At 73.8% G+C, this 15,191-nt stretch carries 13 protein-coding genes; 2 read left to right on the top strand and 11 right to left on the bottom strand.

Annotated features, from left to right (window positions below; translation table 11 throughout):
• Positions 1 to 95: 95 nt before the first annotated feature.
• The 3 genes from IAG43_RS18295 to IAG43_RS18285 all read right to left on the bottom strand — a co-directional run bounded on the left by IAG43_RS18295 (position 96) and on the right by IAG43_RS18285 (position 3,485).
• Positions 96 to 1,793, bottom strand: coding sequence for an FG-GAP repeat domain-containing protein (locus IAG43_RS18295; RefSeq protein ID WP_187741802.1), 1,698 nt, complete (start codon positions 1,791 to 1,793; stop codon positions 96 to 98).
• Between the two features lie 117 nt (positions 1,794 to 1,910).
• A complete protein-coding gene (locus IAG43_RS18290; RefSeq protein ID WP_187741801.1) occupies positions 1,911 to 2,072 on the bottom strand; it encodes a hypothetical protein in 162 nt (53 codons plus the stop codon).
• Positions 2,073 to 2,198: 126 nt separating this feature from the next.
• Entirely contained in the window at positions 2,199 to 3,485 is a 1,287-nt protein-coding gene (locus IAG43_RS18285) for a geranylgeranyl reductase family protein (protein ID WP_187741800.1), read from the bottom strand.
• Between the two features lie 103 nt (positions 3,486 to 3,588).
• On the opposite strand from IAG43_RS18285, the gene IAG43_RS18280 reads away from it, so the two are divergent.
• Positions 3,589 to 4,104 carry a GNAT family N-acetyltransferase gene (locus tag IAG43_RS18280; protein WP_187741799.1) on the top strand — a complete coding sequence of 172 codons (516 nt, stop codon included), beginning with the start codon at positions 3,589 to 3,591 and terminating at the stop codon, positions 4,102 to 4,104.
• Positions 4,105 to 4,149: 45 nt separating this feature from the next.
• Here the strand turns inward: IAG43_RS18280 and IAG43_RS18275 are convergent, their stop codons facing one another.
• From IAG43_RS18275 to IAG43_RS18250, 6 genes are all read right to left on the bottom strand, one after another.
• Entirely contained in the window at positions 4,150 to 5,082 is a 933-nt protein-coding gene (locus IAG43_RS18275; protein ID WP_187741798.1) for a glutaminase, read from the bottom strand.
• A 6-nt stretch (positions 5,083 to 5,088) separates the two neighbouring features.
• Positions 5,089 to 5,784: a demethylmenaquinone methyltransferase gene (locus tag IAG43_RS18270; protein WP_187741797.1), complete on the bottom strand. Its 696-nt coding sequence runs from the start codon at positions 5,782 to 5,784 to the stop codon at positions 5,089 to 5,091.
• A 285-nt stretch (positions 5,785 to 6,069) separates the two neighbouring features.
• The gene (locus IAG43_RS18265; RefSeq protein WP_187741796.1) at positions 6,070 to 6,669 is read right to left on the bottom strand and encodes a hypothetical protein; all 600 of its coding nucleotides are present in this window, start codon (positions 6,667 to 6,669) and stop codon (positions 6,070 to 6,072) included.
• 7 nt (positions 6,670 to 6,676) lie between these two features.
• Positions 6,677 to 7,876 (bottom strand): cyclic dehypoxanthinyl futalosine synthase, encoded by a 1,200-nt coding sequence (mqnC, locus tag IAG43_RS18260; RefSeq protein WP_187741795.1) that lies wholly within the window; start codon positions 7,874 to 7,876, stop codon positions 6,677 to 6,679.
• Between the two features lie 530 nt (positions 7,877 to 8,406).
• Entirely contained in the window at positions 8,407 to 10,104 is a 1,698-nt protein-coding gene (locus IAG43_RS18255) for a serine/threonine-protein kinase (RefSeq protein WP_187741794.1), read from the bottom strand.
• A 156-nt stretch (positions 10,105 to 10,260) separates the two neighbouring features.
• Positions 10,261 to 11,142 carry a menaquinone biosynthetic enzyme MqnA/MqnD family protein gene (locus tag IAG43_RS18250; RefSeq protein ID WP_187741793.1) on the bottom strand — a complete coding sequence of 294 codons (882 nt, stop codon included), beginning with the start codon at positions 11,140 to 11,142 and terminating at the stop codon, positions 10,261 to 10,263.
• Positions 11,143 to 11,436: 294 nt separating this feature from the next.
• Between IAG43_RS18250 and IAG43_RS18245 the strand changes: the two genes are divergently transcribed.
• Entirely contained in the window at positions 11,437 to 11,640 is a 204-nt protein-coding gene (locus tag IAG43_RS18245) for a cold-shock protein (protein WP_003967102.1), read from the top strand.
• A 246-nt stretch (positions 11,641 to 11,886) separates the two neighbouring features.
• Here IAG43_RS18245 and IAG43_RS18240 read toward each other — a convergent pair whose 3' ends face one another.
• Positions 11,887 to 13,794, bottom strand: coding sequence for an AMP-dependent synthetase/ligase (locus tag IAG43_RS18240; RefSeq protein ID WP_246574414.1), 1,908 nt, complete (start codon positions 13,792 to 13,794; stop codon positions 11,887 to 11,889).
• Between the two features lie 110 nt (positions 13,795 to 13,904).
• The gene (locus tag IAG43_RS18235) at positions 13,905 to 15,191 is read right to left on the bottom strand and encodes an acetyl-CoA C-acetyltransferase (protein ID WP_246574412.1); all 1,287 of its coding nucleotides are present in this window, start codon (positions 15,189 to 15,191) and stop codon (positions 13,905 to 13,907) included.

The raw sequence follows: 15,191 nt of genomic DNA, 5'->3' as shown, positions 1-15,191 counted from the left end.
CCCGTGACACACGCGGCGAAGGCCGCCACCCCGAGGGGTGGCGGCCTTCGTGCCGTGACAGGGCGCCGGCGGGCCCCTGCGGGCCCGCCGCCCGGTCAGAGCAGCGTGGCGAACGCGCTGACCGTGTCGTCCTCGTAGTGGTCGATCTCGGTCCGCGTCGCGTACGGGGCCGACGCCTTGCCGGTACCCCGGTACAGCCACAGCCTGCCGGCCGTGTCCTGGGCGATCAGGTCGGCCCTGCCGTCGTCGGTCATGTCACCGGGCGAGGTCAGCGAGCGGTGGACCTGCCAGCCGCCGCCGATCTGGGTCCGCGCGGCGAAGGGCGCCGCCGCGTTCCCCGTGCCCTTGTACAGCCACAGCACACCGGCCTTGTCCCGGGCCAGCAGATCCGCCTTCCCGTCGCCGCTCACATCCCCGGCGCCGGTCAGCTCACCGAACGTCTGCCAGCCGCCGCCGACCTGGGTCCGCGCGGCGAAGGGCGCCGCCGCGTTCCCCGTGCCCTTGTACAGCCACAGCACACCGGCCTTGTCCCGGGCCAGCAGATCCGCCTTCCCGTCGCCGTTCAGATCACCGGCGCCGGTCAGCTTGTCGAAGATCTGCCAGCCGCCGCCGACCTTGGTCCGGGGCGAGATGACCGTCCAGGTCCCGGACATCGTGTAGTGCCAGAGCACACCGGCCGAGTCGCGGCCGACGATGCCGCCGCCGAGGGACTCGGACGTCACCGGCGACAGCTTCGTCAGGGCGTTGTACGTGTTCCAGCCGCCGCCCACGTGCTCGACCCAGTCCTTGAAGGGCCGTGCCGCCAGGCCGGTGCCCTCCATGTACTGGAGGACGCCGTCCTTCGACTTCGCGAGGAGGTTGTGGTGCGTCCGCACCGGGTGCGGGCTGTCGACGGCGAAGTCCGCCGAGGCCGTCGGGTTGCCGGTGCCGAAGGTGTACACCTCGTACACGGCGTCGGCCGACAGCTGCCATGCCGCCGTGGCGGCATCGGCCTTCAGGGTCCAGCTGATGGTGGCGTCGCCGGGTGTCACCTGGCAGGTGATGCCGCCCCAGGCCACCGAACCGGTGCTGTGCCGGCACTCGGCGTTGCCGGCCCGGGAGACGGAGTCGATCTCGATGGTGGCCTCGTGCTCCTCCCACCACCTCATGCCGTCCGCCGGACGGAAGGAGAGCTGCAGCTCCCCCTCGTCGACGGCGTGCACGGTGACCGACTGCGTCACCGAACCGCCGGCCTTCAGGGTCGGCGTCCGCAGTGACATCGTGTTCTGCGCGACGTGCTCCGCCGACTTCACGGTGATCGTGCGCGCCGCGTGCCGGCCGTTCTCGGAGAAGGTCGCCGCGGTCTGCGCCTCCTTGACCGCCTTGTCGATGCTGCCGCTGTCCGGCGCGTAGGCGACGCCGAAGTGGGCCGTGGTGCCGTGGGCGGCGGTCGGGGAGGCGGTCACCGTCGGCGTGGCGATCGTGTACTCGCCCTTGCAGATGTAGATGCCCACGGCGGCGTCGGCCGCCCTGCACTCGTCGCCGGGGTTCACCTGCAGGCCGGACGGCAGACCGCCGTCCGTCCAGGACGGGTCCGTCAGCGGCTTCTTGCTCAGGGCGTAGACCATCCAGCCCGTCGGCTCACCGCCGTACCAGGAGAGCGGGCCGATCTCGGCCCAGCCCTCACCGGGCTGGAGGGTCCAGTTGCGCACGTTGTCGAAGGAGAAGTCGTCCGCGGCCGCGGCGGGCGAGGCCCCCGCGAGCGCGCCGGCGGCCAGAGCCGCCGCCACGGGAAGTGCCAGGAGTCTGCGCATGCAGCGTCCCCCAGGGAAAGGCGGCATCTGCTGCCGCGGCAGCGCCCAGTATCCCCCCAGGCGCATACGGAACGTACACCACCTGGTCACGCCTGCTTCACATTTATCGCAGGCGCCTCAACTCCGTTCCACGGGTGGCCGCTTCGTCGCCCGCCACGCCTTCAGGCCCACCACGCATCCCGTCACGGCGGTGATGACCGCCCCGACGAGGAGCGTGGGCACGCCCAGGACGAGCAGGAGCCCGAGCAGCACCTCACCCAGGGACGGGTCCTCCGTCATGTCGTCTCCCCCCGGTACGCGCTCCGCTGCGCGGAGTCCTCGGTGTGCGGGGCGGCCCGCCGGCGCGGGGCGGCACCGCGCGCCCCGCCGTCACGGGCACGGCCGCCCCCGCGCCTCAGGCGGCGCTCACGCCTTCGGGGCCACCTTGGAGAGACCGTTGATGATGCGGTCCATCGCGTCGCCGCCCGTCGGGTCGGTCAGGTTGGCCAGCATCTTGAGCGTGAACCTCATCAGCATCGGGTGGGTCAGCCCGCGCTGCGTCGCGATCTTCATGACCTTCGGGTTGCCGATGAGCTTCACGAAGGCGCGGCCCAGCGTGTAGTAGCCGCCGTAGGTGTCCTTGAGGACCTTCGGGTAGCGGTGGAGCGCCATCTCGCGCTGCGCGGGGGTGCGGCGCGCGTGGGCCTGGACGATGACGTCGGCGGCGATCTGGCCGGACTCCATCGCGTAGGCGATGCCCTCGCCGTTGAACGGGTTGACGAGCCCGCCCGCGTCACCGACGAGCAGCAGGCCCTTGGTGTAGTGCGGCTGGCGGTTGAACGCCATCGGCAGCGCGGCGCCCCGGATCGGGCCGGTCATGTTCTCGTCGGTGTAGCCCCAGTCCTCGGGCATCGACGCGCACCACGCCTTGAGGACCTCACGCCAGTCCAGCTCCTTGAAGGAGGAGGACGTGTTGAGCACGCCCAGGCCGACGTTGGAGGTGCCGTCGCCCATGCCGAAGATCCAGCCGTAGCCGGGCAGCAGCCGGTCCTCGCCGGGGCCGCGGCGGTCCCACAGCTCCAGCCACGACTCCAGGTAGTCGTCGTCGTGGCGGGGCGAGGTGAAGTAGGTGCGCACGGCCACGCCCATCGGGCGGTCCTCGCGCCGGTGCAGCCCCATCGCCAGCGAGATGCGCGAGGAGTTGCCGTCGGCGGCGACGACCAGCGGGGCGTGGAAGGTGACCGGGATCTTCTCCTCGCCGAGCTTCGCGTGCACGCCGGTGATCCGGCCCGTGCGGTCGTCGACCACCGGGGCGCCGACGTTGCACCGCTCGTACAGCCGGGCGCCCGCCTTCTGCGCCTGCCGGGCGAGCTGCTCGTCGAAGTCGTCGCGCTTACGGACGAGTCCGTAGTCCGGGTACGAGGCGAGATCCGGCCAGTCGAGCTGGAGGCGGACACCGCCGCCGATGATCCGCAGGCCCTTGTTCCGCAGCCAGCCCGCCTCTTCGGAGATGTCGATGCCCATGGAGACGAGCTGCTTGGTGGCGCGCGGCGTCAGGCCGTCGCCGCAGACCTTCTCGCGGGGGAACGCCGTCTTCTCCAGCAGCAGCACGTCCAGGCCCGCCTTGGCGAGGTAGTACGCGGTAGTGGAGCCGGCGGGGCCTGCGCCGACGACGATCACATCGGCAGTGTGCTCGGTGAGGGCTTCGGTCACGGCGGGAACTCCCGAAGATTCGATTCGATATTGCGTACCGAACGGCACAGGACGTGTGCAGTCTATGGGGGCGTACGCTTCCGCCGACTGAAGGGCTCCATCTATGAGCGGCAGGTCCCTCCCCGCTGTCCGGCTGCGTGTCCCCACGGACGAGGACGCCCTGGCCTGGCACCGGGTATTCGCCGACCCCGACGTCATGGAGTTCCACGGCGGCAGGGCCGCCGAACTGTCGGTCTACGAGGAGCTCACCGCGCGCCAGCGGCGCCACGACGCCGAACGCGGCTTCTGCCTGTGGACGCTCCTCGACGACGACGGCGAGGTCATCGGCTTCACCGGCGCGCAGCCGTGGCCCCACACGGACTTCGGACCGGTCGGCGAGATCGAGATCGGCTGGCGGCTCGCCCGCGGGGCGTGGGGCAGGGGGTACGCGACGGCGGCGGCCCGCACCACGCTGGAGCGGGTGAAGGCCGCGGGTGTGGAGCAGGTGGTGGCGATGGTGAACGCGCGCAACGAGCGCTCGATCGCGGTGACCCGGCGGCTCGGGATGGAGCTGGCGGAGTCGTTCACCACGCCGAAGGGCGGGCAGCAGGGGTACTGCTACCGGCTGGCCCTCGCCTGAGGCGCCCGCCCCGGGGCCCCCGGTCCTCCGGCGGCTCCGGGGCCGTCAGAAGACCGAGAGCCCCGTCAGGGTCGTGAAGCGGTCCAGTGCCGCGACCCCGGCGACCGAGTTGCCCCGCTCGTCGAGCCCCGGGCTCCACACGCACAGCGTGCAGCGCCCGGGCACCACGGCGACGATCCCGCCGCCCACCCCGCTCTTGCCGGGCAGACCGACGCGGTGGGCGAACTCCCCGGCCGCGTCGTAGGTGCCGCAGGTGAGCATCACGGCGTTGATCTGCTTCGCCTCGCTGCGGCTGAGCAGGCGCGATCCGTCGGCCCGCAGGCCGTGACGGGCCAGGAACCGTGCGGCCAGGGTGAGATCGGCGCAGCTCATCTCGATCGAGCACTGCCAGAAGTAGTGGTCGAGCAGGGCCGGGACCGGCCCCGCGATGTTGCCGTACGACGCCATGAAGTGGGCGAGGGCGGCGTTGCGGTCGCCGTGCGCGGCCTCCGAGGCGGCGACCTCGGCGTCGAAGCCCAGCTCCGGGTTGCCGCTCTCCTCGCGCAGGAACTCCAGCAGTTCGCTGCTCGCGTCGCCGGTCAGGGTCTGGAGCGCGTCGGTGACCACCAGCGCGCCCGCGTTGATGAACGGGTTGCGCGGAATGCCGTTCTCGTACTCCAGCTGCACCAGGGAGTTGAACGGGTTGCCCGAGGGCTCCCGGCCGACCCGCCGCCACAGGGCGTCGCCGCCCGCGGCCAGGACCAGCGCCAGCGTGAAGACCTTGGTGATCGACTGCGCGGAGAACGGCCGCCGCCAGTCCCCGACGCCGTGCACGGTGCCGTGCAGGTCCGCCACGGCCATGCCGAAACGGCCCGGGTCCACTCCGGCGAGCGCCGGGATGTAGGCGGCCGGTCGGCCGCTGCCGATCAGCGGGGCGACGTCGGCGGCGACCTGTTCCAGGACCGCCTGGTAGTCGAGGGCGACGGCCTGCTGCTCCACGCCGGTCTACAGCGGCCTGGTGCCGCGGTGCAGGGCCACGATCCCGCCGCTCAGGTTGCGCCAGGCCACCTGTGACCAGCCGGCCTGCTGGAGCTGCCGGGCGAGGCCGGGCTGGTCGGGCCAGCTCTGGATCGACTCGGCGAGGTAGACGTACGCGTCGGGGTTGGACGAGACCGCGCGCGCGACGGGCGGCAGCGCCCGCATCAGGTACTCCTCGTACACGGTGCGGAAGGGCGCCCAGGTCGGGTGCGAGAACTCGCAGATGACCACCCGGCCGCCGGGCTTCGTCACCCGGTACAGCTCGCGCAGCGCCTGCCCCGTGTCCTGCACGTTGCGCAGCCCGAAGGAGATGGTCACGGCGTCGAAGACCCCGTCGGCGAACGGGAGCCGCGTCGCGTCGCCGGCCGTCAGCGGGAGCCACGGGTGGCGCCGCTTGCCCTCGCGGAGCATGCCGAGCGAGAAGTCGCAGGGCACGACGTACGCGCCGGTCGCGGTGAACGGCAGGGAGGAGGTCCCGGTTCCCGCCGCGAGGTCGAGGATCCGCTGCGCGGGACGGGCGTCGACCGCCTTGGCGACCTCCTTGCGCCACCGGCGGTCCTGGCCGAGCGAGAGCACGTCGTTGGTGAGGTCGTAGTTCGCCGCCACGTCGTCGAACATCGAGGCGACTTCGTGCGGCTGCTTGTCCAGGGTTGCTCGGGTCACGAACCCCATTCAAGCAGCCCGGTCCGGACCCGCCGGGCCTGCCCCGCCCCCGCCGGCGGGGGCGGGAGAGGCCGGGTGCGGCCTTTCCGGCGCGGGCGCTCCGGTGACGGGCCGCGGGCCCGGCCGCCGGCGTGCGCGGAGGGCCCGTGGACGGGGCGGGCGCGGAGCGGCCGCGGGGCCCGAAGGACCGGTCGGGCGCGGGGCGTCCGCGGAGGGTCCGTGGACGTGGCCGGCACGGGGCGGCCACGTGTCCTGCACAGGGCGTCCGCAGGGCGCCCTGCCGCCCTACCGCGCCCGGTACACCAGGCGGCCGCCGACGACGGTGGCCACGCAGGTGGACGCGCCCAGGCGCACCAGCGCGGCCCGGTCGGGGACGTCGAAGACCGCGAAGCGGGCGGGGCCGCCCGGTTGCGGCTGCGGGAGCAGGACCAGCGGGACCGGGGAGAAGGACGGCGGCCCCGGCAGGGTCCCGGGGCGGCGGCCGACCGCGAGCCCGGCTCGGCGCACCGCGTCCTGGGCGGCCCGGCCGCGCAGCTCGCCGGCGACGGCGACGGTGCCGTGGGCGAGGAGGCGCTGCACTCCGCGCCGGGCGCTCGCGCCCTGCCGCGCGGGGTCCTCGCGGAACAGGGCCCGCGCCCGTTCCCCGGTGACCGGCTCCGTCCCGAGCGTGTCCGCCTCGCGCGGGTCCGGGTGGTAGCAGCCCTCCAGCAGTTCGGGGCCGTACGGGTTGAGCAGGCCGGGCGTGAGGATGCCGGGCCACCGCCGCACCCGTGCCGCGGGGCGGGCGGCGGCCAGGTCCTCGTACGGGCCGACGGCGAGCACCGCGGCGCCGTCGACCAGGACGGCGGAGCCGGGCGACGCCTCGGCGACGTGGATCGTCAGCACGGCGGCCTCAGTTGGCGCTCAGCAGCTTCAGCTCCGGGTGCGCCGTGCCGCCCTCGATCGCCGTCGACGAGATGTGCGAGACGACGCGCTCGTCGACCGGGTCGTCCGCCGGGTCCTCGTGGACCGCGATGTGCTCGTACGTGGTGGTCCGCTGGGCCGGGACCCGTCCCGCCTTGCGGATCAGGTCGATGATCTCCAGGCGGTTGCTGCGGTGCTTCGCGCCGGCGGAGGAGACGACGTTCTCCTCCAGCATGATCGAGCCGAGGTCGTCGGCGCCGTAGTGCAGCGACAGCTGGCCGACCTCCTTGCCGGTGGTCAGCCAGGAGCCCTGGATGTGGGCGACGTTGTCGAGGAAGAGCCGCGCGATGGCGATCATGCGGAGGTACTCGAACAGGGTCGCCTGCGTACGGCCCTTGAGGTGGTTGTTCTCGGGCTGGTACGTGTACGGGATGAAGGCACGGAAGCCGCCCGTGCGGTCCTGCACGTCGCGGATCATCCGCAGGTGCTCGATGCGCTCGGCGTTGGTCTCGCCGGTGCCCATGAGCATCGTCGAGGTGGACTCGACGCCCAGGCCGTGGGCGATCTCCATGATCTCCAGCCAGCGCTCGCCGGACTCCTTGAGCGGCGCGATGGCCTTGCGCGGCCGCTCGGGCAGCAGCTCGGCGCCGGCTCCGGCGAAGGAGTCCAGCCCGGCGGCGTGGATGCGGCGGATGGCCTCCTCCGCGGAGACCTTGGAGATCCGCGCCATGTGCTCGATCTCGGAGGCGCCGAGCGAGTGGATCACCAGCTGCGGGAACTCCTTCTTGATCGCGGCGAAGTGCTCCTCGTAGTACTCGACGCCGTAGTCCGGGTGGTGGCCGCCCTGGAACATGATCTGGGTGCCGCCCAGTTCGACGGTCTCCGCGCAGCGCCGGAGGATGTCGTCGAGGTCGCGGCTCCAGCCCTTGTCCGTGTCCTTCGGCGCGGCGTAGAAGGCGCAGAAGCGGCAGGCGGTGACGCACACGTTGGTGTAGTTGATGTTGCGCTCGATGATGTACGTCGCGATGTGCTCGGTACCCGCGTAGCGGCGCCGGCGCACGGCGTCGGCCGCGGCGCCCAGGGCGTGCAGGGGCGCGGAGCGGTAGAGGTCGAGCGCCTCTTCCGGGGTGATCCGGCCCCCTGCGGCGGCACGGTCCAGGACGGGCTGAAGGTCGGCCTTCTCGGTCACCGGGCGTCACCCTTCGGCGGTTCACTTGCGGATCTGCGGACCGATCCAGGCTACGCCACGGTCCGCGGACGGCCGCGAGCGGCGTCGGCGCCCGCGGGAGCCGGGCGGGACACCCGCCGGCGGGCGGGGCCGGGCGGGGTCCTTGCGGCGGACGGCCGCGAGCGGCATCGGCGCCCGCGGGAGCCGGGCGGGGTTCTTGCGGCGGGACGCGGACCCGTGGCCGGGGCCTGCGGGGTCGCCGGGCACCCGGACGGGGTCAGGGGAGCCCGCGGCGCGTACCCGTCGGCGGCGGCCCCGGGCCGCACGCGCCGCGCGGGGCCCGGCCGGCGCGGAAGGGCGCGGTCGCGCGGGCGGCTGGCGGACCGTGGCGGCCGGCGGGAACACCCCGGGAGCAGCCCGGCACGGCGACGGCAGGCGGGCGTCCCCGGGCACCGTGGCGGCCGGCGCGGAAGGACGGCGCGGGGGCCCTGGTGACGGGCCCGGGCGGCAGACGTCCCGCGGACCCGGACCGGCGGGCCGGGCCCGCCGGGTCACTCCCCGCCGTCGCGGGCCAGCGTGCCCGTGGGACGGCCCGCACGGTCGTCGGTGGAGGTGTAGCGCAGCCCGCCGTCCCGGAGTTCGAGCCGGATACGGGAGGTGCCGGTGGTGCAGACGCCGGTGCTGCGCGGGCCCGCCTCCGAGTCGACGACCAGGGTGCGGTCCTTCACCTCCACGACGGTGAGGACGTCCTCGCAGATGAAGTTCCCGAGGATGTCCGTCTGTTCCGCCGTGCCGGCGCGCTCGCCGGCGGCCGCGGCCTCGCGCAGGGTGACCTTCATCGTCCCGGCCGGGAGCCCGGCGGCGGTGACCGCGCCCGACCAGGTGCCCGCGAACTCCTTCGGCACCCGGCCCGCGGCACCGCCGTCGCCCGCACCGCCGTCGCCCGCACCGCCGTCGCCCCCGCCCGGGGCCTCGGACGCGGTCGCCGAGGAGCTCGGCTGCTTTCCGGCGTCGGCCCCCTTGTTCCCGCCGCCCGCTCCCGGCAGCAGATCCGTCACGAACGCGGCGCCGAGGGTCACGGCGGCCAGCGCGCCGGCCACGGTGAGCGCCAGGGTGCAGCTGATCCGGCGGCCCCGGGGCCCGCCGCTCGCGGTGAGCGACAGCCCGCCCGGCGCCCCGGCCGTCGGCCCGGCGGCCGGGTCGGGGCGGGCGCCCGGACCGTCCGGGCCCGTGGCGGGGGCCCATGGCGCGGCCGGCCCGGCCGGTTCGACGGGCGGGCCGAAGACCCCCGCCGGAGCGGCGAACGGGACCGGGCCCGAGGCCCGCCCCGCCGCGTCCGCGGGGACGGACTCGGGGAAGGACTCCAGGTGCAGCAGCTCGACGGCCGCGTGGCTGATCGTCCGGACGACGGGTGCGGGCAGCCAGCCGCCGGGACCGATGTCCGCACCCGCCTCGTCGAGCCGTGCGGCGAGCTCGGCGGGGGCGGGCCGGGCGGCCGGGTCCTTGGCAAGGCAGGCGCGGGCGACGTCGAGCATCGAGGCGTCCATGGCGCCCAGTTCGGGCTCCTCGTGGACCACCTTGTAGAGCAGTGCCGCGGACGAGTCGCCGGCGAACGGCGCCTGCCCGGTCGCCGCGTGGACGAGGACGGCCCCGAGGGAGAAGACGTCGGCCGCTCCGGTGACCGGCTTGCCGAGGATCTGCTCGGGCGCCATGTAGCCCGGTGACCCCACGGAGACGCCGGTGGAGGTGAGCGAGGCGGTGCCGTCGGAGGCGCGGGCGATGCCGAAGTCGATCAGCCGGGGCCCTTCCAGGGTGAGCAGGACGTTCGACGGCTTCACGTCCCGGTGCACCAGCCCCAGCGCGTGCACGTGCTCCAGGGCACGCGCGAGTCCGGCGCCGAGGACCCGTACGGCGTCGGCGGGCAGCGGCCCGTGTGCGGCGACCGCCTGGGAGAGCGAGGGGCCCGCGACGTATCCGGTGGCCACCCAGGGCACGCGGTCGTCGGGCCCGGCGTCGAGGACGGGGGCGGTCCACTCCCCGCCGACCCGCCGGGCCGCCTCGACCTCGCGCCGGAACCGGGCCCGGAACTCGTCGTCGAGCGCGAAGTGCGGATGGACGGCCTTGACCGCGACGGTGCGCCCCCCGGCGCTGCGGCCGAGGTAGACGCGCCCCATGCCGCCCGCGCCCAGCCGGCCCAGCAGCCGGTACCCGCCGATGCTGCGCGGCTCGTCCGGATCCAGCGGCTGCATGTCGACTCCCCCGGTCGGTCCTGGTCCGTCGGGCCAGACTAAGGGCTGCCCCGCGACGCCCGGCGGGGGCGGCCGGACGGCGGGAGGCCGATCGCACGGCCTGCGGCGGCCGGGCACCGCCTCGCCCCTGACCGCCCCGGGCCGGTCGGGGGTGGGTCAGGCGGTCGGAGCGAGCAGTTCCACCCGGACGTCGGCGGGGAACCCGGTGGTCGGCCCGGTCCGGCGGGCGAACTCCCGCACCCCGGCGAGCTGGTCCGCGCCGAAACGGAAGTCCAGCGTGGTGAAGTAGCGTTCCAGCAGCTCGGCGTCGAAGGCCTCCCAGCGCGCGGCCTGTTCGGCGACCTTGGTGACCTCCTCCAGGGAGACGTCCCGGGAGGCGAGGAACGCCTCGTGCACCTTGTGCACCACCTGCGGCTCGCGGGCCAGGTAGTCCTTGCGGGCGGCCCAGACGGCGAAGACGAACGGCAGCCCGGTCCACTCCTTCCACATGAGGCCCAGGTCGTGGACCCGCAGGCCCAGCCGCGGGGCGTCGTGCAGCGAGGCGCGCAGCGCCGCGTCGCCGATGAGGACGGCGGCCTGGGCCTCCTGCATCATCACGCCGAGGTCCGGCGGGCAGGTGAAGTAGTCGGGCGCCACCCCGTACTGCTCGCTCAGCAGCAGCTGCGCGAGGCGCACCGAGGTGCGCGAGGTGGAGCCGAGGGCGACCCGCTGGCCGTCCAGCTGCTCCAGCGGGAGCTGGGAGACGATCACGCAGGACATCACGGGCCCGTCGCAGCCGACGGCGAGGTCGGGGAATGCGACGAGTTCATCGGCATTGCGCAGGAATTCGACCAGGGTCACCGGCGCGATGTCGAGTTCACCGCGGACCAGACGCTCGCTGAGCTTCTCGGGAGTGTCCTTCGTCAGTTCCAGGTCGAGCAGTGTTCCCGTTCTGGCCAGCCCCCAGTAAAGAGGGAGACAGTTCAGGAACTGGATGTGGCCGACCCGCGGCCTGCTGCGCCGGATGTCGGTTGCTGTGCTTTCACCGTGACTGTCCACATCGTGAGGCTAGCCCCGCACCGCCGCGCCGACCCCGCCGGGGCCGCGTACCGGCACGTCGTCCCTCGTGGGAGGGGTCGGGGGTCAGCGGGACGGGCGCCCCGTCAAACGGACGGGTGACGTGATCTTTCCCTCTACCGCTGCGCACACGCTGCGTGCTAGGCTCGACGCAAGTTGCAGTTTGGTTTCCCTTGCAGTACAGAGCCTGCGGAGCATGTAACCCGCAGGCTTTTGTCGTTTTCAGACTTCTTGCAGGTTCTGGAGCAGGGCAACCCTTTGGCCCAAGGAGGGCTTATGGCTACCGGAACCGTCAAGTGGTTCAACGCTGAAAAGGGCTTCGGCTTCATCGCCCAGGACGGCGGCGGCCCGGATGTCTTCGTCCACTACTCCGCGATCAACGCGTCCGGGTTCCGCTCCCTCGAGGAGAACCAGGTCGTGAACTTCGACGTCACCCAGGGCCCGAAGGGCCCGCAGGCGGAGAACGTCACCCCGGCCTAAGGGCCAGGGTCGGCGATCGCGCACGACTTAGCAGTACCCAAGGAGCCCTGCCCCGTACGGTCGTACGGGGCAGGGCTCCTGCCTTTCCCGCGGCGTGCCCGCGGCTCCCCCGCCCGCCGCTGCCTCCGCGGCTTCCCGCGCCCTGCGCGGGTCCCCCGGGGCTTACCCCGCCCGCCGCCGCTTCCGGCCCCCGGGTGCCCGCGGCGGCCCTCCCGGCGGGGAGGACCGCCGGGAGGGCCGCGCCGCCTACCGGTAGAGGCCGTCGATGTCCGCCGCGTAGTCGCGCGCGATCTCCGTCCGCTTGAGCTTGAGCGACGGCGTCAGATGGCCGCTCTCCTCCGTGAAGTCCCGGGTGAGGACGGTGAACTTCCGGATCGACTCGGCCCGGGACACCAGCCGGTTCGCCTCGTCGACGGCGCGCTGGAGCGCGGCGAGCAGTTCCTCGTCCCGGACGATCTCCGCCAGCGGCACCCCCGCCTTCTTCTTCATCCGCCGCCAGTGGTCGAGCCCGTCCGGTTCCAGGGTGATCAGCGCCGTGACGTAGGGACGGTCGTCGCCGACGACCATGCACTGGCCCACCAGCGGGTGGGCCCGCAGCCAGTCCTCCAGCGGGGCGGGGGCGACGTTCTTGCCGCCCGAGGTGATGATGATGTCCTTCTTCCGTCCGGTGATCGTGAGGTAGCCGCCCTCGTCGAGGGTCCCCAGATCGCCGGTGGGCAGCCAGCCGTCCTCCACGACGGGGACGGCGGCCTCCCGCTCCGGGTCCCAGTACCCGCCGAAGACGTGACCGCCGCTCAGCAGCACCTCGCCGTCGTCCGCGATCCGCACCGCGGTGCCCGGCATCGGCCAGCCCACGGTGCCGAGCCGGGGCCTCAGGGGCGGCGTGACGGTGGAGGCGGCCGTGGTCTCGGTGAGGCCGTAGCCCTCGAAGATCTGGATGCCGGCGCCCGCGTAGAACGCCGCGAGCCGGCTGCCGAGCGGTGAGCCGCCGCAGATCGCGTAGCGGACCTTGCCGCCGAGCGCGGCCCGGATACGGCGGTAGACCAGCGGGTCGTACAGCGCGCGGGCGGCCCGCAGCCCGAGCGACGGGCCCGGTCCGGTGCCCTGCTCGGCGGCCTCCACGGCCTGCCCGTACCGCCGGGCGATGCCGGCGGCCCGGTCGAAGGACGAGGCGCGGCCCATCTTCTCGGCCGTGGCGCGGCCGGTGTTGAAGACCTTCTCCAGCACGTAGGGGATGGCCAGCAGGAACGTGGGGCGGAAGCCGGCGAGGTCGGCGAGCAGGTCGTCCGTCTTGATGGACGGCGCGTGACCGAGGCGCACCCGGGCGCGCAGACAGCCGATGGCGACCATGCGTCCGAAGACGTGCGACAGGGGCAGGAACAGCAGGGTGGACGCGGGGTCCTTGCTGACCGACTTGAAGACGGGGTGCAGGAGCTCGATGGCGTTGTCGACCTCGGCGAAGAAGTTGCCGTGGGTGATCACGCAGCCCTTGGGGCGGCCGGTGGTGCCCGAGGTGTAGATCAGGGTCGCCGCGGAGTCCGGGGTGAGGCTCTCCCGGCGGGAGGTGAGCACCGCCTCGGGGATCCGGGCGCGCTCGCCGGCCGCGCGGAGCTGCCCCACGGCCCCGGTGTCGAAGACCCACAGGTGGTCGAGGCCCGGAAGCTGCTTGCGCTCCTGGCTGATCAGCCGGGCCTGTTCGGCGTTCTCGACCGCGCAGGCCGCCGCTCCGGAGTTCTCCAGGATCCAGCGGGCCTGGAACGCGGAGGACGTGGGGTAGACGGGGACGGTGACGAGCCCCGCGGCCCAGGCGGCGAAGTCGAGCAGCGTCCACTCGTAGGTCGTCCGGGCCATGATCGCGAGGCGGTCGCCGGGCTTCAGCCCTTCCGCGACCAGTCCCTTGGCGACGGCCCGCACGTCGGCGGCGAACTCGGCGGCCGTGACGTCCTGCCACCGCCCTTCGGCGTCCTTGCGGCTGAGCACGGCCTCGCCGGGGGCGTCGCGCTCGTTGTCGAACGGGATGTCGGCGAGGGAGCCCCGGGCGACCGGAGGCACGAGAGGCGGGACGGACACCTCCCGTACGACACCGTTCACCAGCTGCTTGCGGGGCTCCACCAGGGCGGGGGCACCGGTGGGAGGGACCAGATCGGCGGACACGTGCGGCTCCTCGTCAGGGGTCTGGGCGGGTTCCTGCGGGTGTGCGGAAGGGTGCGGGGGGCGTCGGGGGCGGGTGGGACCGGGGGGACCGGGGGTGAGGGGGCAGGGCCTCAGGCGCGTTCGAGGACGGCGGTGACTCCCTGGCCGCCCGCCGCGCAGACCGAGATCAGACCGCGGGCCGGGCCCTCGCGCTCGGCGAGGAGTTTGGCCAGGGTGGCGACGATACGGGCGCCGGTGGCGGCGAAGGGGTGGCCGGTGGCGAGCGAGGAACCGGCGACGTTGAGCCGGTCGCGGTCCACGGGCGGCAGCCCCTGCTTCTCCCAGGAGGCCAGCGTGGCGAGCACCTGGGAGGCGAAGGCCTCGTGGATCTCCACCAGGTCGAAGTCGCCGAGCGAGAGCCCGGCCCGCTCCAGCATCCGCGGGACGGCGTGGGCCGGCGCCATCAGCAGACCGTCCTCACCGCCCGCCACGTCGCCCGCGACGTAGTCCACGGCGGCCGTCTCGTAGGCGGTGAGCCAGGCCAGCGGCGTGAGGCCGCGCGCCTCGGCCCACTCCTCGCTCGCCAGCAGCACCGTGGCCGCGCCGTCGGTGAGCGGGGTGGAGTTGCCCGCGGTCATGGTGGGTCCGGGGGCGTCGTTGCCGTAGACCGTCCTCAGGCCCGCGAGCTTCTCGACCGTCGAGCCGGGACGCAGGTTCTGGTCGCGCTCCAGGGTGCGGAAGGGGACCACGAGATCGTCGAGGAAGCCGCGGTCGTAGGCGGCGGCGAGCCGCTGGTGGCTGGTCGCGGCGAGCAGGTCCTGGTCCTCGCGGCTGATGCCCCACCGGCGGGCGGTGACGGCGGCGTGCTCCCCCATCGACAGACCGGTGCGGGGCTCGGCGTTGCGCGGGATGTCGGGGACCAGGTGGCGGGGGCGGATGCGGGACAGCGCCGCGATCCGGGCCCCGGTGGACGTCGCCCGCCGCGCGGCGAGCAGGATGCGGCGCAGTGCGTCGTTGACGCCGAGCGGCGCGTCGCTGGTGGTGTCGGCGCCGCCGGCGATGCCGCTCTCCACGCCGCCGACGGCGATCTTGTTGGCGACGGCGATCACCGCCTGGAGTCCCGTGCCGCACGCCTGCTGGATGTCGTACGCGGGGGTGCGCGGGTCGAGCCCCGAGCCGAGGACGGTCTCCCGGGCCAGGTTGAAGTCCCGGCTGTGCTTGAGGACCGCTCCCGCGACGAACTCGCCGACCGCCCCCGGGCCGGTCAGTCCGTAGCGGCCGACGAGTCCGTCGAGCGCCGCCCCGAGCATCTCCTGGTTGGAGGCAGTGGCGTAGGGGCCGTCGGACCGGGCGAAGGGGATGCGGCTGCCGCCGATCACGGCGACCCTGCGAGGCATCGTCGACACCATCTCGACCAT

The sequence above is a fragment of the Streptomyces genisteinicus genome (genome assembly GCF_014489615.1).
Taxonomy (GTDB): domain Bacteria; phylum Actinomycetota; class Actinomycetes; order Streptomycetales; family Streptomycetaceae; genus Streptomyces; species Streptomyces genisteinicus.
This window is presented reverse-complemented; position numbering and strand designations above follow the sequence as displayed.